General features: G+C 48.4%; 18 protein-coding genes. 13 read left to right on the top strand and 5 right to left on the bottom strand.

The genetic code is table 11. The features are described from left to right. Position 1 precedes the first annotated feature (1 nt). A complete protein-coding gene (locus tag PUT07_RS23140; protein ID WP_274469348.1) occupies positions 2-88 on the top strand; it encodes an IS3 family transposase in 87 nt (28 codons plus the stop codon). A gap of 403 nt (positions 89-491) precedes the next feature. On the opposite strand, the gene PUT07_RS23135 is transcribed toward PUT07_RS23140, so the two are convergent. Together PUT07_RS23135 and asd are read right to left on the bottom strand one after the other, a co-directional pair. Further along, positions 492-1745, bottom strand: a complete 1254-nt coding sequence (locus tag PUT07_RS23135; RefSeq protein ID WP_274470853.1) for an MFS transporter — start codon at positions 1743-1745, stop codon at positions 492-494. A gap of 32 nt (positions 1746-1777) precedes the next feature. Next, entirely contained in the window at positions 1778-2563 is a 786-nt protein-coding gene (gene asd / locus PUT07_RS23130) for an archaetidylserine decarboxylase (protein ID WP_274470852.1), read from the bottom strand. 307 nt (positions 2564-2870) lie between these two features. On the opposite strand from asd, the gene PUT07_RS23125 reads away from it, so the two are divergent. Next, positions 2871-4130 (top strand): glycosyltransferase family 2 protein, encoded by a 1260-nt coding sequence (locus PUT07_RS23125; protein ID WP_274470851.1) that lies wholly within the window; start codon positions 2871-2873, stop codon positions 4128-4130. Positions 4131-4173: 43 nt separating this feature from the next. Here the strand turns inward: PUT07_RS23125 and PUT07_RS23120 are convergent, their stop codons facing one another. Both PUT07_RS23120 and PUT07_RS23115 read right to left on the bottom strand, forming a co-directional pair. After that, positions 4174-4419: a hypothetical protein gene (locus tag PUT07_RS23120; RefSeq protein WP_274470850.1), complete on the bottom strand. Its 246-nt coding sequence runs from the start codon at positions 4417-4419 to the stop codon at positions 4174-4176. 17 nt (positions 4420-4436) lie between these two features. Next, positions 4437-4661 carry a hypothetical protein gene (locus PUT07_RS23115; protein ID WP_274470849.1) on the bottom strand — a complete coding sequence of 75 codons (225 nt, stop codon included), beginning with the start codon at positions 4659-4661 and terminating at the stop codon, positions 4437-4439. Between the two features lie 269 nt (positions 4662-4930). On the opposite strand from PUT07_RS23115, the gene PUT07_RS23110 reads away from it, so the two are divergent. The 5 genes from PUT07_RS23110 (at position 4931) to nagZ (ending at position 9591) form a co-directional block, all read left to right on the top strand. After that, the gene (locus PUT07_RS23110; protein WP_274470848.1) at positions 4931-5461 is read left to right on the top strand and encodes a hypothetical protein; all 531 of its coding nucleotides are present in this window, start codon (positions 4931-4933) and stop codon (positions 5459-5461) included. A gap of 301 nt (positions 5462-5762) precedes the next feature. Then, positions 5763-7097, top strand: coding sequence for an arsenic transporter (locus tag PUT07_RS23105; protein WP_274470847.1), 1335 nt, complete (start codon positions 5763-5765; stop codon positions 7095-7097). Between the two features lie 29 nt (positions 7098-7126). After that, positions 7127-7783 carry a DUF2642 domain-containing protein gene (locus PUT07_RS23100; protein WP_274470846.1) on the top strand — a complete coding sequence of 219 codons (657 nt, stop codon included), beginning with the start codon at positions 7127-7129 and terminating at the stop codon, positions 7781-7783. Positions 7784-7938: 155 nt separating this feature from the next. Further along, positions 7939-8235 (top strand): transposase, encoded by a 297-nt coding sequence (locus PUT07_RS23095; protein ID WP_274470845.1) that lies wholly within the window; start codon positions 7939-7941, stop codon positions 8233-8235. Positions 8236-8307: 72 nt separating this feature from the next. Continuing rightward, positions 8308-9591, top strand: coding sequence for a beta-N-acetylhexosaminidase (nagZ, locus tag PUT07_RS23090; protein ID WP_338000768.1), 1284 nt, complete (start codon positions 8308-8310; stop codon positions 9589-9591). Positions 9592-9662: 71 nt separating this feature from the next. Here nagZ and PUT07_RS23085 read toward each other — a convergent pair whose 3' ends face one another. Beyond that, a complete protein-coding gene (locus PUT07_RS23085; RefSeq protein ID WP_274470844.1) occupies positions 9663-10763 on the bottom strand; it encodes a YheC/YheD family endospore coat-associated protein in 1101 nt (366 codons plus the stop codon). A gap of 232 nt (positions 10764-10995) precedes the next feature. Here PUT07_RS23085 and PUT07_RS23080 point away from each other — a divergent pair, with 232 nt between their 5' ends. The 6 genes from PUT07_RS23080 (at position 10996) to PUT07_RS23055 (ending at position 24245) form a co-directional block, all read left to right on the top strand. Continuing rightward, a complete protein-coding gene (locus PUT07_RS23080) occupies positions 10996-12168 on the top strand; it encodes a glycosyltransferase family 4 protein (RefSeq protein ID WP_274470843.1) in 1173 nt (390 codons plus the stop codon). A 143-nt stretch (positions 12169-12311) separates the two neighbouring features. Continuing rightward, positions 12312-18491, top strand: a complete 6180-nt coding sequence (locus PUT07_RS23075) for a WIAG-tail domain (protein WP_274470842.1) — start codon at positions 12312-12314, stop codon at positions 18489-18491. Positions 18492-18671: 180 nt separating this feature from the next. Next, a complete protein-coding gene (locus PUT07_RS23070; RefSeq protein WP_274470841.1) occupies positions 18672-19691 on the top strand; it encodes a mannose-1-phosphate guanylyltransferase in 1020 nt (339 codons plus the stop codon). Positions 19692-19719: 28 nt separating this feature from the next. Then, positions 19720-22380 carry a glycosyltransferase gene (locus tag PUT07_RS23065; protein WP_274470840.1) on the top strand — a complete coding sequence of 887 codons (2661 nt, stop codon included), beginning with the start codon at positions 19720-19722 and terminating at the stop codon, positions 22378-22380. Positions 22381-22410: 30 nt separating this feature from the next. Further along, positions 22411-23292 (top strand): UTP--glucose-1-phosphate uridylyltransferase GalU, encoded by an 882-nt coding sequence (gene galU / locus PUT07_RS23060; RefSeq protein WP_274470839.1) that lies wholly within the window; start codon positions 22411-22413, stop codon positions 23290-23292. Beyond that, on the top strand, positions 23289-24245 hold the full coding sequence (locus tag PUT07_RS23055) for an NAD-dependent epimerase/dehydratase family protein (protein ID WP_274470838.1): 957 nt from the start codon (positions 23289-23291) through the stop codon (positions 24243-24245). The genes galU and PUT07_RS23055 overlap by 4 nt, the downstream gene beginning before the upstream one ends. Positions 24246-24262: the final 17 nt, after the last annotated feature.

Raw genomic sequence — 24262 nt, 5'->3', positions numbered from 1 at the left:
TATCCACTATTACAATTCAGCAAGGTACCAGTGGACATTAAAAAAGATGACCCCTGATCAATACAGAAGTCATCTATTGACAGCATAAGGTTCTTTTTTAATCGTCCACTTTCTGGGTCACAGTTCATTAGCAGCGCCCCGGGCTTTTTTATTTGAGGAGCCGAAGAGGTCAGGGCGCGCCGCGCCTAGCGTCCGCGCCAGCCCGCACCAATCCGGCTAACGGACACAGCGGCCCTTATTCGGCGGGTATCAGCCGATTGGGAATGCTAACGGACACCAGTGTCCTTATTTGCCCATTTGGCGCATGGTTTCCTGCCGAAATCGGCAAATAAGGACACGTGTGTCCGTTAGAAACGAGAGACGCTCGTTTTCGGTGAAATAACAGCCGCTGTGTCCGTTAGAGGGTTTCGTTCGGCGGCAGTGCGAGCTCCAACCGCCAAAAAAACCTTGCCCCAAGGCAGTCACAGCCTACAGGGCAAGGTTTCTATGTTTTACGCTTGTTCCTCCGTCCACTCCCGCAGCTTGCGGTCGGATGGTAGAAGGAACGTCAGGATGCCTAGCAGCGGAAGGTACGCGCACAGCTCCATGACGCGGGGGGTGCCGATGGCATCGCACAGGTTGCCGAGCACAACGGAGCCGATCCCGCCTAATCCGAAGGCGAGGCCGGTGATGAGACCGGAGACGGTGCCTACTTTACCGGGAAACAGCATTTGCGCATAGACGACGGTAACGGAGAAGCTCGATAAAAGGATGACTCCGATGACAACGAGTAAAATATAAGACCAGGTAATGCCGACATGCGGCAGCAGCAGCGCGAATGGCGCCGAGCCCAGCATGGAGAAGAAAATGACGTTGCGCTTGCCGAATCTGTCGGCGATCGGACCGCCGAAGAAAGTCCCTACCGCGCCGGCTGCCAGGAACAGGAAGATGAAGTCCTGCGCCCGGTTGATCGACATGCCGTAGTGCTCTTGCAGGAAGAAGGCGAAGTAGCCGCTCATAGCCGCCCCGTACCAGGAACGGACGAATACGAGAAAAATCAATACATAAATGGCAAAAAAGATGCGCTTGCGGTGGACCGGATTGACGGTCCGCTTGACCGCGGATTTGGCTTTGACCGGTGCCGTGACGAGCACGGCTTTGTACCAGCGCGCGATGTACAGCTGGACGGCGATGGCGACGGCTGCGACGCCTGTGAACCAGATGGACCCGAATAATCCGAGCGGGATGAAGATCCATTTGGTCATGACCGGCGCCAACGATTGGCCGAAGTTGCCGCCGACCTGGAAGATCGATTGGGCCAGACCTTTGCGTCCTCCGGCAGCCATGTGCGATACGCGCGAGCCTTCCGGGTGGAAGGCGGCGGAGCCGAGACCGACGAAGCATACGGCGAGCAGCACAACCCAGTAGGAATGTGCGAAAGCGAGCAGCAGCATCCCAATCAATGTGGAGGTCATGCCGATCGGCAGCATGTACGGAGACGGTTTGCGATCGGTGTACAGGCCGACGACAGGCTGCATGATGGAAGCCGTGAAGTTGATGGCGAACTGCACCCATCCTACCTGCGTGTAGGTTAATCCCATCTCGCTTTTGAGTATCGGGAAGATTGCAGGTATGACGGATTGAATCGAGTCGTTCAGCAGGTGAACGAGACCGATGGCCAATAAGATCCGATAGACGGTCGGTTTCACGTCACCCGCGCTCTGCAAGCTATTGGAGCCGGAAGACGGTGATGTTATAGCTGCCATGGTTCTCTCCTCTCCAGATCACTTATGATGTTTTATTTGAGAAAGCGGCCGAGGTCCTCTCCCATTTTCACTTTGGAGCCTAGCTTCAGGTCCGGACGGGGTTCGAACATATCGTCTTCAAACAGCAGCACGACCGTGGAGCCGAATTCGAAATAAGCAAGCTCCTGACCGCGCTCAAGTGTATTGGGAAGCGGCTTCACATACTGAATTGAGCTTACGTTCAACGCCCCGACTTTCACGACGGCGACTTCGCCTGCACCATGCTGGATGAACGTGATTAGCCGTTCGTTGCGGCTGAGAACCCGTTTCATATGGCGAAGGCCGAATTCGTTGACCGGATATACCTTGCCGGGCACATGCTCTTTCTCGATAATATCGCCTGTAATCGGAGAATGAATCCGGTGATAGTCGGTCGGGCTCAAATACAGGACGAAGTAGAAGCCGTTCTTGTAGTTGACCGTCCGGGGAGAGCGGTTAAGCAGCTCGTCGATCGTATAATCCTGGCCTTTGACGTTGACGATCTGACCCTCTTGAATGTCGCCAATGCCTGTAATCATGGCATCCACCGGACTTACGACACGGGTTGGATCGGCATGAATCGGACGAAGTCCCGGCTTCAACCGGCGGGTGAAGAAATCATTGAGGGATTTGTAATCTTTGATATGCTTCTCAGCATCCTCAATGCGTATACCGTAGGTTTGGGCAAAACGGGGGATGAACATCCGGCTTGCTTTGGACCTGGCAAAAGCTCCTGTCACCTGGGATACCCATTTGCGTGAGGAGAGCTCTGTTAGCAATTTGAAAAACGGTTTTGACATAGATTGACTCCTGTTCGTTCGAGTGGTTAAGTGCAGCTGCTGAGATTTGGAAGGGATCCAAGATCCCGGTAAAGGGTTCTTCGCTAATCTTGCCACAGAAAGGTAAAAGAATCAATTGTCGAATGGAGAAGGATTGCAAAGGTAGTCGCTTAAAAAATCAGCATACAGGCGGTTAGCGGTGAAATATGCGAATTGGGCAGATGATCCTATGGATGCAGGCAGTTATGCAGCCTATTAGAAGAACAAACCCAAGATAAACGCATAGAATGTTTAAATAGCTGGGTACGCCCGTAGGAGGAGTAGGGATATGCTCGTTTTCGTATTAGACTCAACTTCTCAATTGAGTACTAGGATAACCCTTGCTCAACTAGAACATGTCGTCCCTGAATGGCCTGTCCTAGTAAGTGCGAACGGGATCGGCAAGCAATTGAATAAGGAGCTTGCCGCCTATCATGACGATTTCTTCATGACGATTCAAGCCGGAGATCGTTTCGATGCGACATTCCTTCAAGAACTAAACGAACAGCTCCAACGTGTTTCCGTTAATTGCGCGGGCGTATTTGTTCATCCAAAACATAAGAGCGGCTCCCCAGAACAAAGCGGTAAGGCTCCGAGCGTCTGGCGCACGGCCGCTGTGAAACAAGGAGGGCCGGCTTGCTTTTCAGAGATAGAACGATTGCCCTTCGAACAATATGTTATGTATGAGAAATGGATCCAATTAAGCGAAGCTTGGGAATGGCAGCACATGCTTACTGAGCATTGGGAGCCTTGTGCGACCAAGGCTCCCAGTTGGAAGCGAAGCGAAGAGGAATGGAAGGCCATTAAGCCCATATTGCATGCAAAATCGCGAGTCCAACACGGCACAGCGGATCCGCTGATTTCTGTCGTCATCAGCACTTATAATAATGCTGAGTATTTACCATGGGCGATTCGCAGTGTGTATACCCAAAGCAATGCCCAGTGGGAGCTGCTAATCGTCGATGACGGTTCACAGGATCAAACGGGGGAAGTGCTTCGCTCTCTGGAGAGAGATTCGCGGATTCGATTCATAGAAAATGAAAGTAATCAAGGTAAGGCAGGATGTTTGAATCAAGCTTTGCGCCAAGTACGCAGCAGGTGGTTGCTGGAGCTTGACGCGGACGATTGGCTGGCGCCGGACTGCCTTGATGTATTGACTGCACAGGTACAATCGGCCTCCCATTCAACTGCCCTCTTCCATGGCAATTATTATGAATGGTACGAAAGGAAACCGCATCAGCTGCTGTATAGCGGCGTGCGCAACATGCCAGGCTTATTTGACAAACAACAATTTCTGACAATGGGACTGCCATTGGTACCGCGGTTATATCGCGTAGATGCTTTGAAGCAAATCGGTGGATGGTCTCAGGAAGATCCTTCACATGGAAGACTTTATGAGGATTTTGAAGTGATTACACGTCTTTCCAAAGATTTTTCATTTAGGCATATTCCCACGCCGCTTTATCATCGAAGGTTACGTAGATTCAGCATCACTCATCAGAATTATGCTCATTTTTCCAACTGGCGGGAGTGGATTGAGAAGCAATAAAAAAAGAGAAGACCTATATAGATAGGTCTTCTCAAGCAAGCTTTTAGTTCAAAATACGCAAATATTCAACGCTGCGGCTAAATACAGTAATTGATTGTTCTGGCAAGTAGTAGGCGGAATTCACAACCATTGTGAAATAACCATCTTCTACGCTTTGCAGTTGTCCTACGTAAAATTGATTAATAAAGTAAACTTCGATATCTCTACCGATAAGACCTTTTAGGAAGGATTCAAAAGTCCAATGTGGCTCTGGGTGTGGATGTGGATGTGGTGGATGGGGAAGAGGCATTCTCGATCACTCCTTTCTTAATAAATAACTTCAATACTCGTAATCGGAATCATGACGCCTTCTCCGCTTACTTCTTTGACGAGAATAAAATCGTCACCAACAATCATGAGTTCACCTGAAATAGGTCCAGCGGCAGTTAGAACAGTCACTGGTTGAAATCGTAATTCTTTCAGTAGATGCATCATAGGTTTGGTTACTCTTAGGAGATTAATCTCCTGTCTTAAGTGCTCTGATTTTCCCACAGTTCTTACCTCCTTAAGTTAGTTAATCATTTACTGGAGTATACCTTTTTACCATATGATGTATATTTGGGGGCTGACACGGTACATGCCCTATGTCCATTCATCCACTTCTCATTTTATTTATTTGTTCATCTTCGCCGCAGAGCAGCTTATATTAGGTTAAAGCGGAAAAATATGGACAAATAGATACCTATCCCAATCACATCAGATGAAAGGCTCATATACTTCTAATGCAAGTAAATAACTACCGGAAGAGGGAAGGGATATCGATGGACAAAGCAACGCTGGAATTGCTGGTTGGGAAAGATGTTCGTGTAGATAGGGGGGGGCCGGAATCGAGATTGGGCAAGTTGCTCGTCGTAAAAGACGATTACATTGTTGTCTATATTAAGGATACTGGAAACGTTTATTATAAAACCGAACATATCAAAAGCGTTAGTGTAGATACACGCACGATTGCTGATACATCGGTTGTCATAGTAGATCCAGATCTCCCGGAACCATTATTGCCTCCGGTCATCGATGGTGTAGACTTCATTGCTGTCGTTAAAGAAATGAAATTTCGTTGGGTGCAAATCAACCGTGGAGGCCCTGAGAAAATTGAGGGTATATTAACGGATGTGACAGATATTCTCGTAACATTGACTGTAGGCAGTGAAATTGTTCGCGTTATGCCTTTCCATATCCGTAACATCAGCTACGTAAACAAAAACAACGAGCAACAGCAAAATGCTAACGGTCAACAAGAAGCCGCAAATAACAGCAAAGATAAAAAAGATAGCAAAAAAGACAAGAAATAAATAATTAGAAAATTGAATATGCTTTGCAACTTTAAAAAGCCGTACTTGTACGGCTATTTTTTTAACCTTTTGCAAGCGAATGTACAGGCTAGACGAAAGACTAGGAAAGGGGAGGTTAAGATGCTTATTAGTTTTAGTTATCTATTAATCAGCGGAGCACTTCTGTATCTGCTATTGAAGCCTGAATCTACCTCCAGGCATGCGGAAATAAAAACAGAATTTAAGGAAGAGATGCCAGTCGTTCATATATCGAGTATAAAAAGCGCAGGGAAAGGCAATGAGTAGCGCGGAGACTCTGCTGATGATCAGTATTTTCTTAGTTACGGTCATTTTTGTTATGTGGAGACCCCGCGGAATCAATGAAGCACTTCCTACCTCCATTGCGGCTGCTACCGTTCTAGTCATCGGATTTGTCCCCTTAACCGACATGGTAAGCATTTTAAAAATTGTAAGCGGGGCTTCCATTACGATCCTTTCGACTATTGTGATGTCGATTGTTCTGGAAAGCATCGGTTTTTTTAGATGGGCGGCCTTGAATTTGGCTATAAAAGCAAAAGGATCTGGCGTGCTGCTGTTCTGGTATATTAATTTACTATGTTTTTTGATGACATTGTTTTTTAATAATGACGGGAGCATTCTCATTACGACGCCTATTATTATTCATACCCTGAGCATGTTGAAGCTAAAGCCGCATCAAAAAGTTCCCTTCTTAATTTCTGGGGCTTTAGTAGCTACTGCGGCAAGCGCACCGATCGGGGTAAGTAATCTAGCTAATCTGATTTCATTGCAAATCGTCGGGTTAGATTTGAATACCTATGCCAAGATGATGTTTGTACCCTCCATGCTCGGGATTGGCTGTATGGCCTTGATGTTGTTTCTTATTTTCAGAAAAGATATTTCGATTGGATACAAAACGAATATGAATCAGCAATTTATGATCGAGAACTCCTCTATGAGATCACATCCGCTTTCTTCAAGACCGCAGCAAGGGACGGATATCGACTGGAAAATGTTTCGAATCAGTATAGGTGTCGTCATTGCAACCCGGCTCAGTTTCTTTGTTCTCGCTCCGCTAGGCATTCCGACGGAATGGCCTGCCATTATTGGCGCGATCATCTTAATCCTGATTAGATGGTTTAAGAAGCAAATCGGCCCAGCCGATGTACTGAGGAAAAGTCCGTGGAGTATTATTTTGTTTGCTTTCAGCATGTACATTATCATTTATGGCCTTCACAATTCGGGAATGACTGCACTGATTGTGAAACAATTCGGCGATACGGTTGCAACAAGTCCATTTCACGCGATATTCACTATGGGCGGGCTGCTGACTGTTTTATCTAACCTTTGTAATAATCTGCCCTCCGTTATGATAGGTACTTTATCTATTAAAGAGATGGGGTTAGATCTTCATTTACAGCAAATTTCTTATTTGGCGAATGTCATTGGAGCTGATATTGGGTCTTTGATTTTGCCAATGGGGACGCTCGCTTCCCTGCTTTGGATGCATACATTGAGACAACATAATGTCCCCATGCATTGGGGGAAATATTTGCAAGTAACGATCGTTGTTGTGCCCCTCAGTTTATTCGTTAGTTTACTTGGCTTATTTATTTGGACGTCATATGTTTCGTTCTGAGTGATGATGAATAAGGAGGTAAGACGGATATGAATTGTTTACAGCCTATGCTCGGCAAAACGATCGAGTTGAAGATAACTGAGAACGTGACCCGAAGTGGTGTGTTAATTGACTATGGCGCCGATATCGTTGTTATTTATGACGGTAATGACTATCTATATGTGCCAGCTGTTCATATTCAAACAATCCAATTAACCAGTGTACCTCATGAAATTATAGGCTATAAAGTAACGGATGTCGTAAATGAGACTTCCTACGAAGAAATTTTGAAAAAGTCCTTTGGCATTTTCCTGCAGATTTATGTCTCCGGCAATCAATCGATCCACGGTTATATCACAAACGTACAATCGAATTATTTTGTTTTTTATTCCCCCATCCATAAGACCATGTATATCCCCATGTTTCACTTAAAATGGTTAATTCCTTACCCTAACAATCCATTGCCGTATGCGCTCAATAGCATATTGCCAGAGACTTCACCAGATAATCAGCTTAACGATACGTTCGAAGGCCAGCTAAAAGAGTTGGAGGGACATCTTGTCGTTTTCGACTGGGGAAGCAGCTCCAGCAAAATTGGCCTGCTGAAAAGTGTGAATCAACATATGGCTGAGCTGATCACGGCCGATCAAACCTCCGTTTTCCGAAATATACAACATGTTAAAACAGCTTGCTTTCCCAATCTCTAGAAGCAGGTATCTGAAAAACCTCCCTGGTGAGGTTTTTTATATTATATGAAAAAGGAAATTAACTAGAAACGGTATTTAACTAGCAAATACTTGTACAATTAAGTATTTTCAGAGTAAAAACCGTCAATGCTATGGTAATGAGGTGAGCAAGGAAAATGACGGTAATCATAACGGTTATTATATGTATTATCCCTCCGGTTATGCTGTTGGGAGCTTGGCTGTTCAAGTCGTGGCGAGTTGTCTATAATGTTCTGGCCGTGCTGTGTGCGTATATTTTCGGTATCATCAGCACTTTGGCAATCTACGAAATTTTGCACGATAAAACGGTGTTTATGACTAATATTCATGCGGTTTTTCAAAATAATTGGTTTCTGTTAAGCGGAGCCTATTTGGGCAGTTATGGCATGTATGTGATTCAGCTCCGGATGTTGAAGCAGTTTAGGCAGGAATAAACATAGATGCAACAAAATGCGGACGTCCGACGTCCAACAATTAATAGGATCATACATAAGGAAGGTGAGAGGATGCTCGGAGTTGTCCAACGGTTTATGAAATATAGCCTGCCCCTAGGCTTAAGTCTGTCGGTACTGACGGGATGCTTCCAACACGCGCCAGCGAAACCTTCGGCTGTTCCTTCGCCTGCGCCGTCAGGGACGCATGCAAGCAGTCCCCCTGCTAGTCCTTCAGCCGTACCGACACCAACAGCGGATCCTGTTCAGACGATTCTTCAGGGAATGACTGTTGATGAGAAAATAGGCCAATTGATATTAGCTGGAATAGATGGTTATGAAATGAGTCAGCATGCTCGTGAGCTCATTGATTCCTATCATGTTGGCGGGTTGATATTGTATAAAACGAATGTGAAGGATACAGGCCAGTTGATTGCCCTTGTGAATGCATTGAAGCAAGAGAATGCCGGGAATAAGCTGCCTCTCTGGCTTGGGGTGGATGAAGAAGGCGGGAGAGTAACGCGCTTGCCTGATGAAATTGAGAAAACACCTCCGAGCGGAGAGATCGGAAAGACGAACAGTAAGGAGTTCGCCTTCGGAGTTGGCAGTCTGCTCGGCCAAGAGCTGAGAGCGTTCGGATTGAACGTTGATTTCGCACCCGTGCTCGATATCAACAGCAACCCGAACAATCCTGTTATCGGCGATCGCTCCTTTGGGGCCAATGCGCCGATTGTCAGCTCCTTGGGCATTCAAACGATGAAGGGCTTGCAGACTCAGAAGGTGATGCCGGTCGTTAAGCATTTTCCAGGACACGGAGATACGTCCGTGGATTCCCATGCCCAGCTTCCTGTTGTTCAGAATGATTTGGCAAGGCTGCGCAAACTGGAGCTCCTGCCCTTTGCGGAGGCGTTTAAGCAGCAAGCGGATGCGGTGATGGTAGCACATATTTTGCTGCCCAAAGTAGATGGCCAGAACCCGGCTTCCATGTCGAAGAAGATCATGACGGACCTGCTGCGGCAGGAGATGGGCTTCCAAGGACTGATCATGACAGACGACATGACGATGGGAGCTATTATTAAAACGTATGATATCGGTGAAGCTGCAGTTAAGTCGATTCTTGCCGGGACAAATGTCGTGATGGTCGGTCACGATTATGAGAAGGTGGTGGCGGTTGCCAAGGCACTTCGCCGAGCAGTCGATGAGAAGCGAATTCCCATGGCAGCGGTCGATGAAAGCGTAGTTCATGTTCTCAAGCTGAAACAGAAGTATCAGCTGACTGATGCGGCTGTGAAAACGCCTGACACGAAGCGAATAAATAGTGATGTGAAGCACCTTCTGGAAACCTATCTTCACAAATGAAAAAGCCTTTATTTCCCTGGTTATATTGCCTGGGGAGATAAAGGTTTTTGTTATATCCCTGCATGCTGCAATTAATAAACAGGGATTCCGCCATCCAATAAAAATTTGGCATAGGCGATCGGTTTGTAGAAGGTTGCCTTCCATTCATCCATCATATCGGCTTCCTTAAAGCTATAACGTTGATCTTTGCTGTTGCATTCAATAAATAAAGGGAAGCCATGGCTGGTAAGTCCGATGTCTAGCCCAATATCAGCCAAATGGGGCAACTCCGCACTTAAATGCTTGGTTACGCGCATTGTAAAATCAGTGATCTGCTGAAAAACGGCTGCCTGATCGAGTGCCGGATATTCTTTCGCCAGAATATCCGATAAGCGCATGACTTCGCCTCCTTGCGCCACATTCGTAAGAAAGTGCTTTCGGGAAGCCACTTTGGCAACAATCCCCGTTATTCCCCATTCACCGCAATCGCCGCGCTGGACCGAAATGCGCAGATCAAATGGACGGCCGTCATATTGAGCCAGCGGTAAGCATTGCTGGACGATGTAAGAGCGGGTTTTGAGCTTTTTTTGCAGGGAGGCCGGGAGCTGTTTCGAAAAACGGACTTGCCGCCATATGCGATTGCTGATTCGCATGCTTGCCGGATAGATGAGATTCCAGCCCTTTCCAACCCGATCCATTTTCATAATCCCACGGCCAATACTGGAATTCGTTGGCTTAATAATAAGCGAATCATAGGCGTTCATCATCATTCTCAAATTTATTAGGTTTGCCGCGTACGTACCAGGCATATGCGGCCTTATCGAGTCGTCTTTCAGCAGAATCTGATGGATAAGCAGCTTGCTGTAACGGTTCCAACGATTAAATAGAATGATACCGTGCTGCGTCCAGCTTTCCAACATGTCATAAGAAGCATGATCCAGGTAAATGGCGCGGTTGTGAATGACTTTAGGCAGATCGATCCATGCAAGGACGAATTTATCGCCGGAGGGGATGTAAGCGCGTACCTTCATCGAATCTATTCGAACATCTTGAATGCGGAAATAGCAAGGAATCACCCCATATTTTTTGCCAGCTTCACTGTAGTAATGAATAGCTTCGTATATTGTCTTCCCTTGAGGGATGCCATCGAATAAGGTGTCGTTTATTAAAATGCCCACATAGGGATTTTCCATTGTATTCCTTTCACTCCTTTACATTCAATTTACTGGCAGGTGTTGCGGATGTCTTCATTTAGTTTATGGAAAAGCAGGGCTGCTTGTTTGTACGGATGCTGATAGACCCGTTAGAAGATGTGACGTTTGCACAGAATGTAGGGGCAAATACCCAGACTAACCCATAAAATCCGCATATGTATAGAAAAGAGGCCGCATAAGGCATTTAACGGATACGGAAAGGGGTCAGAAAATGTGCAGCTTGCCGATCAAAGTAGCCATTGTAACACCCGGTACTTTCCCCATACCATCTGGAACAAGCAGTTCGGTAGAAATGGTCGTTAACCATACAGCCAAGCATTTAGTTAAACATATGGGGGTGTATGTGCTTGGGCGTAAAACATTGCATCAACCGAGCCATGAGGTTCAAGAAGGCGTTCATTATTTACGTGTTCGATACGAGAAACCTGCTTCTTATATAGCGAGGGTCAGCCAGCAAATCAAATTGGTAAAACCGAACGTTATCCAGGTTGAGAATCGTCCGCGGTTTGTACGGTATTTACGCAGGCGGCATCCGGGAATCAAGATTAGCTTAATGCTGCATTCCACCTCTTTTATTTCCATGCCTCACATCTCCGTTCGAGAGCTGTCGACATGCCTTCGAGCTGCGAATGTCATTGTTGTCAATAGTGATTTCCTAAAGCGGTTAATCCAACGTAAGGTTCCTAGCTGCTCCCATAAAGTCGTGACTCAGCATCTCGGAGCGGATCTGTCGCAATTTACATCCAAATGGACCCCGGAAGGAAGCGAATCCCGCCTGGAAACGCTGAAAAAGCTAGGGTATGAGAATAAGAAAATCATTTTATTCGTCGGAAGGCTCATCCCGAAGAAAGGCGTACATCATCTGCTAGATGCGATGCTCCAAGTGATCCGATCTGAGCCCGATGCTATCTTGCTTATTGTTGGCAGCGCCTACTACGGAAAAGATACACAAACGGATTATGTCCGTAAACTGCACAGGATGGGGAGCTCAATGCCGCAATATGTCCGTTTCTTCCCGTACGTGGCCCATAACGACATTGCCAAATGGTACCAACTGGCGGATGTAGTTGCTGTTCCTTCTGCACCGAATGAAGCATTCGGTCTAGTCAATGTTGAGGCCATGGCGGCGGGTGTGCCGGTAGTTGCCACACGTTCGGGGGGGATCCAGGAAGTTGTTGATCATGGTACAACCGGATATTTAATCAATCCGGACCAAATTGCGGATGAACTTCCCCGCTATTTGGTTCGAGTGCTTGGAGATGTGGAGCTTCAGAAGGTGATGGGCGAGCAGGGGTTGCAGAGAGTGAAGCATCTGTTTACGTGGGAACGAAGCGCTGACCAATGGTTTGAACGATATCGGAGCATGATGAAGTCCATGAGGTGATGCTACCTGGGTGACGATTTTGATTTCCGAGCATATCAAAATAGCACCTGGGTTAATGCACATTTTAAAGGGCAAACGTACATTTTACTGGATGTATGAATATGTTACAAATGACTAGACCATGAAGAAATGGAGAGGAGTCTATGAGCAAACGGAATAGCAATCGTGGCGTCCCCCGAAAGCAGCAAGTGCAACGAGTGAATTCCTATACGAACGAGCTGAAGTGGTTGGATGAATCGGATTCCGCGCTTGCCCAGCCTAACCCCGAACGCGAGCAAAAGAACAATGTTCAGGCTGTTGTCACCACGAATGCAACCAAAATGATTCCCAAACCGAAGAAAACGGAAGCTCCCCCCTTGGAAAAGCCGCAGCCGCAAGCCTCAATCCCGCCTAACCGTGCAGTCAACCCTGCACCACCGCTCATTTTGTTGACGGAGCGGAAAGCCGGAATGTCTTCCAACCCTGTTGTCTATACCGATGATATCGTTGAAGAAGCGATTACATCGGAAAAAATAGCCAATCGGGCAGTGGATGAAAGTAAAATCAAGCCGCAGAGCATTAGCACCAAGGTGATAAGGGACCATGCAATCGACCACACGAAGCTGGCTACGGCAAGTGTGACCAGAGAGAAAATTGCAAACAGCGCCATTCACGACGAACATATTGCCCCCCACAGCGTTTCCGGCGAGAAAATTCATAATCATTCCATTTCCGGAGAGAAGCTGATGGATAACAGTATCACCGCCGATAAATTGGCGGATCAAGTGATTGACTCCATCAAGCTGGCGAATGGATCGATCTTGTCGCACCATTTGTCCGAGATGGTGATTTCGACCGAATTGATCGATGACCAGGCCGTTAGCTCGGAGAAAATACGCAGCGGAGCCATTCAAGCCAAGCATTTGTCAAATAATATTATTGATACGGCCAAAATCTCAGACGCGGCTATCACGACGGATAAACTGAGAGATCAAGCAGTGACGCATGATAAAATTGCCGATGATAGCATCGGTCCCGTCCATTTACAGCCCGAAAGCATTCTCTTTCAGCATTTGGCTCCGGGAAGCGTTCAGAGCAGGACGATTAGTCCATGTCAGATAGACAGCATTCATATTGTAGAAAATGCGATTGAAACCGCCCATCTGCAGCCGGAATCCGTAATCGAAGAGAAGCTGGCCGAGCGGGCAGTCACAGAGGAGAAGCTCGGGGATCAAGCCGTTACAAGCGCTAAACTAGCGAAGGAATCGGTTGGATCTGTTCATCTGAAGAAAGCTTCTATCCAAGCTATGCATATCGGCAGCGAAAGCATTACCGGGGATAACATCGGAGCGGGTGAAATTGGAACGGAGCACCTGCGAAAAGGCTCCATACAAACCGATTTGCTCCAGGACGCTTCGGTTACATCCGAGAAGCTTGTTAACAGCAGCATCGAAGCAAGGCATATCCAAAATCAATCCGTCACGGCTGAACATTTGGCTGACTTTTCGGTTACAACCTCTAAATTAGCGCCTAGGTCCATCACTTCCGAACAGTTGGCTGCTGGGAGTGTCGACTCTATCCAACTCAAGGATGGGAGTATAACATCGGAGAAAATTGCCCCTGGAGCTGTCCAAGGGGTGCATGTCGGGCATGGAGCCATTGCCAAGGAGCACTTGGAGCTGCGTTCGATTGGCGAGGAACAGCTGGGGCTTTATGTAATCCGCAGAGAGCATATTGCGAATGAAGAAATCATTACGAGGCAATTGCATGAAGAGGCGGTCACAACCAGTAAAATTGCGGAAGAAGCCGTAACGAGCAATAAAATTGCGCCACTCACCATTGAAACGCGTCATTTACAAGAACATATCATCGAAGGCATTCATATTAAACCAGGCACGATTAGTTCCGAGCACCTGGGCGATAATTCAATCAAATTGGACGTTTTTGCCGACCGAAGTTTGTCTGGTAAGAAGCTAATTGAACAAACCGTTACGGAAGAGCTCATTGCTAATCATGCTGTAACCGGGCAAAAGCTTGCCCCTGGCTCTGTAGATTCACAGCACTTGCAGGAAGGCGTTGTTCAGACATCGAGTATTCAGGACGGCGCCGTACAGACATCTAAAATTCAAAACGAAGCGATTACTGAAATAAAGCTTGCTGATTTCAGTGTGACAGCCGGCAAGATTGCCGAAAAAGCGGTCAATAGCGAACATATTCTGGACGGAGCGATTACAGCAGCGAAGCTGGCCAATGAAAGCATTCATGGCAGCAAGCTGGTTGGCGGAGCCATTCATGCCCGTCATCTTGCGGAAGAAGCTGTAACCGGCTCAAAGCTGGCCCCACACAGTGTGGACGGCAGTAAACTGATTAGCGGAGCCGTACAGAACGAGCACCTGAAAGCAGGTGCTGTGAGCAGCGAGAAATTAGCAGAGGGCAGTGTCGTTAGCAGTAAATTGGCAATCGAGGCTGTTGGGACCGACCATATGGCGGACGAAGCGGTTACAGCATCGAAGCTGGCGCCATGGAGTGTAGACAGCACCAAAATTATCTGGGAAGCGATCAATACGCAGCACATTGCGGATGGTGCGGTTAGTGGAGAGAAACTATCGGAAGCTAGTGTGGATGGCAGCAAGCTGAGCCAAGAAGCCGTGCTCACGGAACATCTGGCTGACGAGGCTGTAACCGGAGCTAAACTGGCTGCGGGCAGTGTAGATGGCAGCAAGCTGGTCATTGGTACGGTGGGCAGTGAAATCCTTGCTGATGGCGCGGTAAGCCTTGAGAAATTGGCGTCCGGCAGCGTAGACGGCAGCAAGATCGCCGATGGTGCGGTCGGAACCGAGCATCTTGCGAACGGTGCAGTAACCGGTGCGAAGCTATCGGCAGCGAGCGTAGACGGCAGCAAGCTTGCCATTGGAGCTATTCAGGGTGAACATATCGCAGATGAAGCAATTAGCGGCATCAAGCTGGAGGCAGGAAGTATCGATGGCAGCAAGCTGATGACCGGGGAGGTCAGAGGCGACCACTTAGCTCCTGGCAGTGTGGACGGCAGCAAGCTGGTAGGCGGAACTATCGAGAACCATCATATTGCTTATGGAGCCATAACCCGGGCTAAGCTCGCTTCGGGCAGTGTCGACGCTACCAAGCTGGTTAATGCGTCGGTGGAGAATGAACATTTGGCTGACGGTGCGGTTACCGGCGTTAAGCTGGCCGCCGGCAGTGTGGACGCTAGCAAGATGACGAACAATTCGGTATTCGGCAAGCATATTGCTGATGGTGCTGTAAGCTCGTCGAAGCTGGCAACGGCCAGTGTGGATGGCAGTAAATTAGTGCTTGGTTCTATCAGCAGCGAGCATCTGGCGAATGGAGCCGTTCATGGCGAGAAATTGGCTGTCGGCAGTGTCGATGGCAGCAAGCTTGTTAAAGATGCGATAACCCGCGAACACCTGGCAGACGGTGCTGTGGATGGCAGTAAATTGGCTTCTGAAAGCATAGACGGTTCCAAGCTGGCGGAAGGCTCGGTTAGCTACCACCACTTGGCTGACGGTGTGATCGACAGTGCCAAATTGGCCATCGGCTCTGTCAGCAGCGAACATCTCTTAGACGGTGCTGTCAGCGGAGCCAAGCTCGAACCGGGCAGCGTGAATGCGAGCAAGCTGGCAAGTGGAGCGGTGGAAGGCGAGCACCTCGCGGACGGCGCGATTCTTGGTTCGAAGTTGGCGGCAGGCAGTGTGGACGCCGGCAAGCTGGCCGTTAACTCGGTGTTTGGGAAGCATTTGGCCGACGGTGTTGTCAGCAGTGCCAAATTGGCGGCAGGCAGCGTGGACGGTACTAAACTCGCTCACGGAGTGATCGGTGAGGCTCATCTTATCGATGGGTCTATTAGCGGAGCTAAGCTGAAGGAGGCCAGCATTGACGGCAGCAAGCTGGTGATCGGAAGTATCCACAGCGAGCATTTGGCTGACGGTGCAATCAGCATGAGCAAGCTGGCAGAAGGCAGCATCTCCGGCTCGATGCTGGCAACTGGCGAGATCACACGCGACCATTTACTCGACGGTGCCATTGATAGCCAGAAGCTGGCGAGCGAAGCTGTACAGGGCGAGCATCTGGCCAACGGGGCTGTAAGCAGAGCCAAGTTAGCCAAAGGCAGCGTAGATAGCAGCAAGCTGACCAAAAACAGTGTGAACAGCGAGCATCTTGCCGATGGCGCGGTGACAGGGGCTAAGCTTGCGGTAGGCAGCATTGATGCCAGCAAGCTGTCGAGCGGTTCCGTTTACGGTGAGCATATCGAGGATGGCGTCATTAGTGCAGCTAAACTAGCAGCAAACAGTGTAGATGGCAGCAAGCTGGTAAGCGGAGCCGTAAATAGCGGGCATCTTGCTGACCGCTCAGTGACGACAGCCAAGCTGGCAGAAGGCAGTGTAGACGGAACTATACTCGCCAAAGGCGTTATCAAGGGTGAGCATGTCACTGACGGTTCGATTAGTGGAAAGAAGCTGACGGCAGGCAGTGTAGATGCAAGCAAGCTGGCTCATAATTCTGTTTACGGAGAGCATCTGGCGCTTGGTTCAGTAGGCGGATCGAAGCTGGAAGCAGGCAGTGTGGACGGCAGCAAGCTAGCCGCTTGGGCAGTGAGCAGCGAGCATCTGGTAGACGGTGCAGTTACCGGAGCAAAGCTGGCCGCAGGCAGTGTAGACGGCAGCAAGCTCGCTGCAGGCAGCATTAGCGCTGAGCATCTTACAGACGGTTCAATTAACAGTGCCAAATTAATGGCAGAGAGTGTTGACGCGAACAAACTTGCTCCGGGAGCCGTGAATGGCATACACCTTGCGGACGGAGTCATAGACAGTTCGAAGCTAACGCCTGAAGCTGTACATGGCGAACATTTGGCCGATGGAGCTGTAAGCAGAGCTAAGTTAGCTGAAGGCAGTATAGATGGCAGCAAGCTTACTAAAGACAGTGTGAGTAGCGAGCATTTGACGGATGGTGCGGTGACCAGGACTAAGCTGTCAAACGGTTCCGTTTATGGCGAGCATCTCGCAGATGGTGTCATTAGCGCAGCTAAACTGGCCGCAGGCAGCGTTGACGGCACTAAACTGGTTGTTGGTGCCGTAAGTATGGAGCATCTGGCAGACGGCTCAGTGACGGCAGCCAAGCTGGCTGAAGGCAGTGTAGACGGAACTATACTCGCCAAAGGCGTCATCAAGGGTGAGCATGTCACAGACGGTTCAATTAGCGGAAAGAAGCTAATGGCAGGCAGTGTAGACGCCAGCAAGCTGGCCTATAATTCCGTTTACGGCGATCATCTCGCATTCGGCTCTGTGAATGGGTCGAAGTTAGCGGCCGGCAGTGTGGATGGAGGCAAATTAGCTGCTTGCTCCGTGAACAATGAGCATCTCGTCGACGAGGCGATTACCGGGTCAAAGCTGGCTCCTGAGAGTGTAGACGGCACAAAGCTTACCAAAGGCAGCGTTAGCGCTGAGCACTTGGTCGATGGAACAATCAGCGGTACGAAGCTGATGGCGGAGAGCGTGGACACGTACAAAATTGTCCAGGGAGCTGTGACCAGACGTCATTTAGCGGATGGGATCGTAGACAATACGAAGCTGGCGGATGGAGCCGTACATGGGGAGCATCTTGCTGACAACTCTGTTACCGGAGCGAAGCTGGCAAGCGGCAGCGTCGATGGCACGAAGCTGGTTCCTGGAGCAATCAGCAGCGAGCACCTCGCAGACGGTGCTATTAGCTTAGGTAAACTTGCCACAGGTAGCATAGACAGCGGTATGCTGGCCTTCGGTGCGGTAAGCAGCGTGCATCTTGCTGTTGGAGCAGTGACTGCAGTGAAGATTGCGTCAGGCAGCGTCGACGGAAGTAAATTGGCCAGCGAGGCGGTAAGCGACGAGCATATTGCAGACGGAGCGCTAAGCGGATCCAAGCTGGCAGTTGGCAGTATCGACGGAAGCAAACTAGCCCCTGGCTCCGTATACGGCGAACATCTTGCTGTAGGGTCGATAAGCGGGACGAAGCTGACAGAGGGAAGTGTCGATGAAAGCAAATTATCATTCCGTACTGTTCAGCTGCCTCCTTCAAAGTCCGTCGCCATGCAGCAATTCGGCCTTGTTCCCTTCGAATACAAAGTGCAGGATGAAATCGTCGATGTTCAAATTTATTTCGATGAACCTTTTGCGGATAGCAACTATGTGTTAGTTGGAACAACGAATCATACCGTTTGCTATGCGGTTGTTAAGCAAAAATATACGAATTATGCGGTTTTATCATTAGTAAGAACACGTTTCTCCCCAGAAATCTACGGGATCGTCAACTGGATGGCAATAGGAAATAAATAACGCAGTAATCAGGCAGGGTCGTGCTTCGCACCGATCCTGCTTTTTTTGCTGCCATCAGCAGTGAAAGCTAGGGATAAAACCCATTTTTTTGTCTTCTCCGCTATTCGTCCATGTTTCGCAGTAGTTGAACGCATAGAATGAAGCAGATATCCCGGATGCTTTGAAGGAGATGAGTCTCTGATGAAAGTCGTAATTATGGCAGGAGGCAAGGGACTGCGTTTTTGGCCGCGAAGCGTGGAAACGAAGCCTAAGCAATTTTTGGCTTTAACTTCCAATGAAAGCATGCTTCAGCAGACTTACCAAAGATTTAGCAAGTATGTAGACGTGGCGGATATCTATGTGGTTGCGGGCTCATCCTACACCTCATTAATTCATGAGCAGCTGCCGCTCTTAGATCCGAGCCGCATGATTGTGGAGCCCTATCAAAGGGATACCGGACCTTGTATGGCTTTAACAGCGAGGTTTTTTTTGCAGCAAGAACTGGATGACGTCATCGTGACGACTCCCTCCGACCAATACATTCCCGACGATGCGGAATTGATGAGGGTATTGCTGGAAGCGGAAGCGATTGCGAAACAGGATGCATCGATTGTCACGCTAGGGATTGTTCCGACAAGGCCGGAGACGGGCTTCGGGTATATACGGGCGGAAGCGAACTCGATGCCAGGCCAGACCAAGCGTGTGCTGAGCTTTGTAGAAAAGCCAGACAAGAAACGTGCCCGTGAATTCATGAAGGAGCCGAATATGTACTGGAATAGCGGTATTTTCATTTGGAAGCCTTCGACAATTAATTATTATATGAAGATTCATCAAAGTGAGATGTGGCATAAGCTGTGGCTATCCGATCTTCCATTAGAGACCGTTTATGCTTCGCTGCCCAGATTATCTGTGGACTATGCCATTTTGGAGAAGGCCGAGAGTGTGTATACGATCCCCGTTCATTTCGTTTGGGATGACGTAGGTTCGTGGAATGCGCTGGAACGGGTTTTTCCTAAGGATGAACAGGGAAATTTGTTTTTCGGAGAGGTCCACTCCCTCCATGCCGCCAACTCGATTATTTATGCGGAAGATCAAAAGGTGGTGGCAATCGGAGTCAGCGATTTGATCATCGTTTCCACGAAGGACGGCTTACTCGTTTGCCCGAAATCGGAGGAGCAAAATATTAAAATCGCGATAAGCATGATGGAGTCTTCAAAGTAGAAATTTAAGTCAATCAGGTGGTGAACGCATGAATATCGCATTCGATATGTCATTTACACGAACGAAATCACATGAGCGTGCTGTGGGCAAATTCGCCAGGAGATTCATACGTTCGATTCAGAAAGAAAATCATAACCACAGCTTCCATTCTTTCTACCCGGAAACAGGCCCGAATGCGCAGCCTATGGAGGTTCAGCTGGAACGATTTCTGAGAGAGAACGCGATTGATTTGTTTCAAATTCTGAGCCCGTTTGACATTTCGTCTGCAAGCCTCAAGAAAGCTTGGTTCGGGACAACGAAAGTGGCTGTGCTCCTGCATGACATGATCCCGTACGGCGAGTTTAAGAATAGTGATAACCAGGTTGCTTTTACCGATTTTATTCGATCCTGTGATTTGATACTCACGAATTCTGATCAATTAGAGCAGGAAGCGATCGATACGCTAGGAGTCATTCCAGAAAAAATAATCTCGATCTATGGCAGCATTAATAGGCGGTTTATGCACTCCGGCGATAAGGATGGCTTGCAAACGTTTGGGATCGGCAAACCTTTTGTCCTGAGCACGGCAAATGTGTTTGACACGAAGCTTATCGTGAAGCTGATCCGAGCCTTCGGTCAAGTAAATCGACAGCTGCATAGTAAATATCAGCTCGTCATCGCAGGTAAGATGGATGAAGCAGAAAAGCAATCCTTGCGTTTTGAAGCCATCCTTGCCGGAGTCGAGCAAGACACCTTGTGGCTTTCGGATGTCTCGGACGGAAAGCTGGCTCAACTGTACAGTCGTGCAGATGTATTTGTGTATCCGTCCCCGCATAAGGGCTATGGTGTGCAGGCGCTGGATGCGATGGCCTGCGGTACGCCCGTGCTCACATTCTCACAGTCTCCTTCGCGGTCAAGTGCGGCTTATAGTGTCGATCTGGCCAATCCCGACGGCATCGTTCAGGGGTTATTGGCGTGTTTAACTGACGGTGCGGTAAGGAACGATTTACGGAATCAAGGATACGAATGGATCGATCGATTGGAGGAACAACCCGACGGAACGAAGGTTCATGAAGCGTATGAGGTTGTTTTGCGAAAAAAACTGGCGATATTCACGCCTCTTACACCTCTCAAAAGCGGTATTACTGCTTATATGAATGTCATTTTGCCAGCACTGCAAACGTCTTACGAATGTGATTTGTTCATTGATGGCGGCTACGAGCCCCTATTACCGCAAGAGATCGGGGAAGAACAAGCGAAACGCATTTATCCTCACGATGTATTTCCACAAAAGGCTGGTCAATATGATGAAATTTTGTACCAATTAGGCGATAGCATCCTTCATGCCTATATAACCCCATATGTATTGAAATACCCGGGTGTTGTTGATCTTCACGATCTTCAGTTGAAGAAAATGCTTCGCAATGGGACGGAATCCCAAGCCGAGCTGATCGACACGGAACAACTGCTGCACGCCGCCAAGTCCATTCTTGTTCATAATCAGTACGCCAAAAAAAAGCTGCAAAGCAAAGGGTTTCGCAATGTGGGCTATTGTGCGCTGCCGCAAAAGCTTCCGGTGATGATCTCGCTCTTGATGGATCGCGATTTTGTATTTTCCAGCTTCGGTCGCATTGCGGAAAATAGAAACCTGGAGCTTGCAATACGCTGCTTTAAAAGGCTGAAAGACGAAGGCTGCACGGACATGAAATACACGATTGCTGGGGATGGTTCGTCCCGCTATATCAAAAAGCTGAAAGCCTTCGTAGCTGAGCTGGGACTTGAGCAAATGGTGGAATTCAAAGGATCCGTCGATCATGCCGAATACCAGACAACGCTCAGCCACTCGGATGCTTGTATCCAGCTGCGGTACCCGGCGGACGGAGAAGCTTCAGGAAGCTTGCTCGACATTCTATCGCATGGCAAAGCTGCGATCGTTTCGGATGTTGATTCGTTCTCAGAGCTGCCAAGCGGTGTGGTTTGTAAAATCAAGCATGATGATGCAGTCGAAGATCGATTGTATATTACCATGCGACAGTTGTACAAAGACAAACATTTGCGCAAGCAGATGAGGGAGCGTTCGAGAAATTATGTAGCTGAGCACCATTCAGTTTCGAAATATGTGGAGAAATTTAAACGCATTGTTGAGGACGGGAAATACGACGAATTGCAAGAGGCATTGGCTGATGATAAACCTGAAGCGGCTGCATCACCGCAATCGGAAGCCGGCTCGGACACGGCAGAATCCGCTGCTCCAAGCGAAGAAACGGCGAAGGCACCGATCGAAGGAAAAACCACCCGTACAGTTTATATTTCTCCTAACCGATACCGAAGAATACGAATTGGAAAGAGGCCGGTCTCTTATTTTTCATTCAATTTAAACGAACTGCCTCAAGGCTGCACCATAGAGCGTGCTGTGATGCAGATCCCGGCGATAACGAAAGTTCTTCGCATACATCGGATTAAGACGCCTTGGTCCACAAAGAGCATATTGCGCCGAAGACCCCGGGTTCGTAAATTACCGATTTTCAAAAGCGCGATGAATCGAAAAGCGAAGCCGAACCAAAGCTTGCTCTTTACGTGGGACTGTACCCGGCTGGCTCAAAATTGGCAGCAGGATCAGTTAAACAATCATGGCGTATTCGTATCTAATGCGTCGGCTGTGAGAAGGCCGAACCTGCATGTCGTTGTGAGCGGGGAATTTGAGTCATAGTTGATATCCAAGAAAGGAAGCGGGTATGTGATGGGGAAAATAAAAAAAGCGATCATCCCGGCTGCTGGCCTAGGAACGAGATTCCTTCCGGCAACAAAAGCAATGCCCAAGGAAATGCTGCCCATTGTCGATAAACCGACGATTCAATATATCGTCGAGGAAGCCGTCGAATCCGGCATTGAAGATATCATCATTGTAACTGGACGAAGCAAGCGGTCGATTGAAGATCATTTTGATATCAACTACGAGCTTGAATTTAACTTAAGGGAAAAAAATAAACAATCGCTGCTGAAAATCGTCGACGATATTTCGAATATGGTGGACATTCATTATGTGCGGCAAAAGCAGGCGCTTGGCCTCGGTCATGCCATTTGGTGCGCGCGTAAATTTATCGGCAACGAGCCGTTCGCCGTGCTGCTTGGCGACATGGTCATCGATAGCAATCCTCCGTGTCTCAAACAGCTGATTCAAATCTACGAAGAGAAGCAATCCTCTGTCATCGCTGTGAAAGAGGTCGCGTGGCCGGATGTCGGTATGTATGGCATCGTAGATGGAGATCTCATTAAAGATGGGCTCTATCAGGTGAAAGCTTTGGTTGAGAAGCCGGTTGTGAATCCTCCGTCCAATACAGCTATCGTAGGCAGATACATTTTGGAACCTGACATATTCGAAATTCTAGCGTGTACTCCTTCAGGTGCGGGGGACGAAATTCAATTGACGGATGCCATGCAGGAGCTGATGAAGCGTCAGCCTCTCTATGCCTATAAATTTGTAGGTAATTTGTACGATGTTGGAGATAAACTTGGTTTCTTAAAAGCCACGGTTGAGCTTGCGTGCAAGAATAAGGAGCTGCAGGAGGAATTCAAGAAATATTTGTACCGGGTTTTAGCAGAGGATGGTGGATCGCTTTGAAGAAAGTGGTAATCACCGGAGCAGCCGGGTTTCTGGGATCCCACCTCGCGAAGGAATTGATTCAGCGCGGCCACCAGGTTATCGGCTTGGATAACTTCTCAACCGGTAAAGCAGAGAACATACGAGAATTATCCGAATCTAAGCTTTTTACATGCTTCGCCTGTGACGTCGCTGAAGAGCACGCAGGATCCATGCCCGCATTAAGCGGGATCGATGAAATTTATCATCTGGCGTCTCCGGCATCCCCTAAGTTTTATCAGGCAGAGCCATTTGCAACGATCCGGGTGAATACGGCAGGTACGGCGAATATGCTCGAGTTGGCTCGCAGAAACAACGCCAAGATGGTATTCACCAGCACAAGCGAGGCCTACGGAGACCCGGTGGTTCATCCTCAACCGGAGGACTACAGGGGCAATGTCAATACGTGGGGACCTAGAGCTTGTTACGATGAGGCGAAACGGCTTGGCGAAGTGTATTGCTACGAATATGCTTCACGTTATGGCGTCAAGGTGAAGGTTGCCCGAATCTTCAATACGTACTCGGCGGGATTAAGGAATGATGACGGCCGGGTGATTTCCAACTTCGTTACGCAAGCCTTGAACGGCCAAGATATAACGGTCTATGGCGATGGCTCGCAAACCCGCTCTTTTTGCTATGTCGACGATACCGTTAGAGGCTTGCGATTGATGATGGACCGCGAAGAAGCCAATGGACAATTGATCAATCTTGGAAACCCTGTAGAAATCTCCGTGATGGAGGTCGCACATTTGGTCAAGAGCTTGGCGCAGTCCTCAAGCAGGATAACCTTCAGTCCCCTTCCTCAGGATGATCCTAAAGTAAGGCGGCCTGTGATAGACAAGGCGAAGACGCTATTAGGCTGGGAGCCGTTCATTGATTTAAAGGAAGGTCTGCGTCTTACGATTGAGGCATACCAGGCAAAACTGTCGAAGTAAAGGTGGAGGAGGATAGC

Origin of the sequence: Paenibacillus sp. MAHUQ-63 (assembly GCF_028765165.1) — a bacterium.
Lineage (GTDB): Bacteria > Bacillota > Bacilli > Paenibacillales > NBRC-103111 > Paenibacillus_E.
This window is presented reverse-complemented; position numbering and strand designations above follow the sequence as displayed.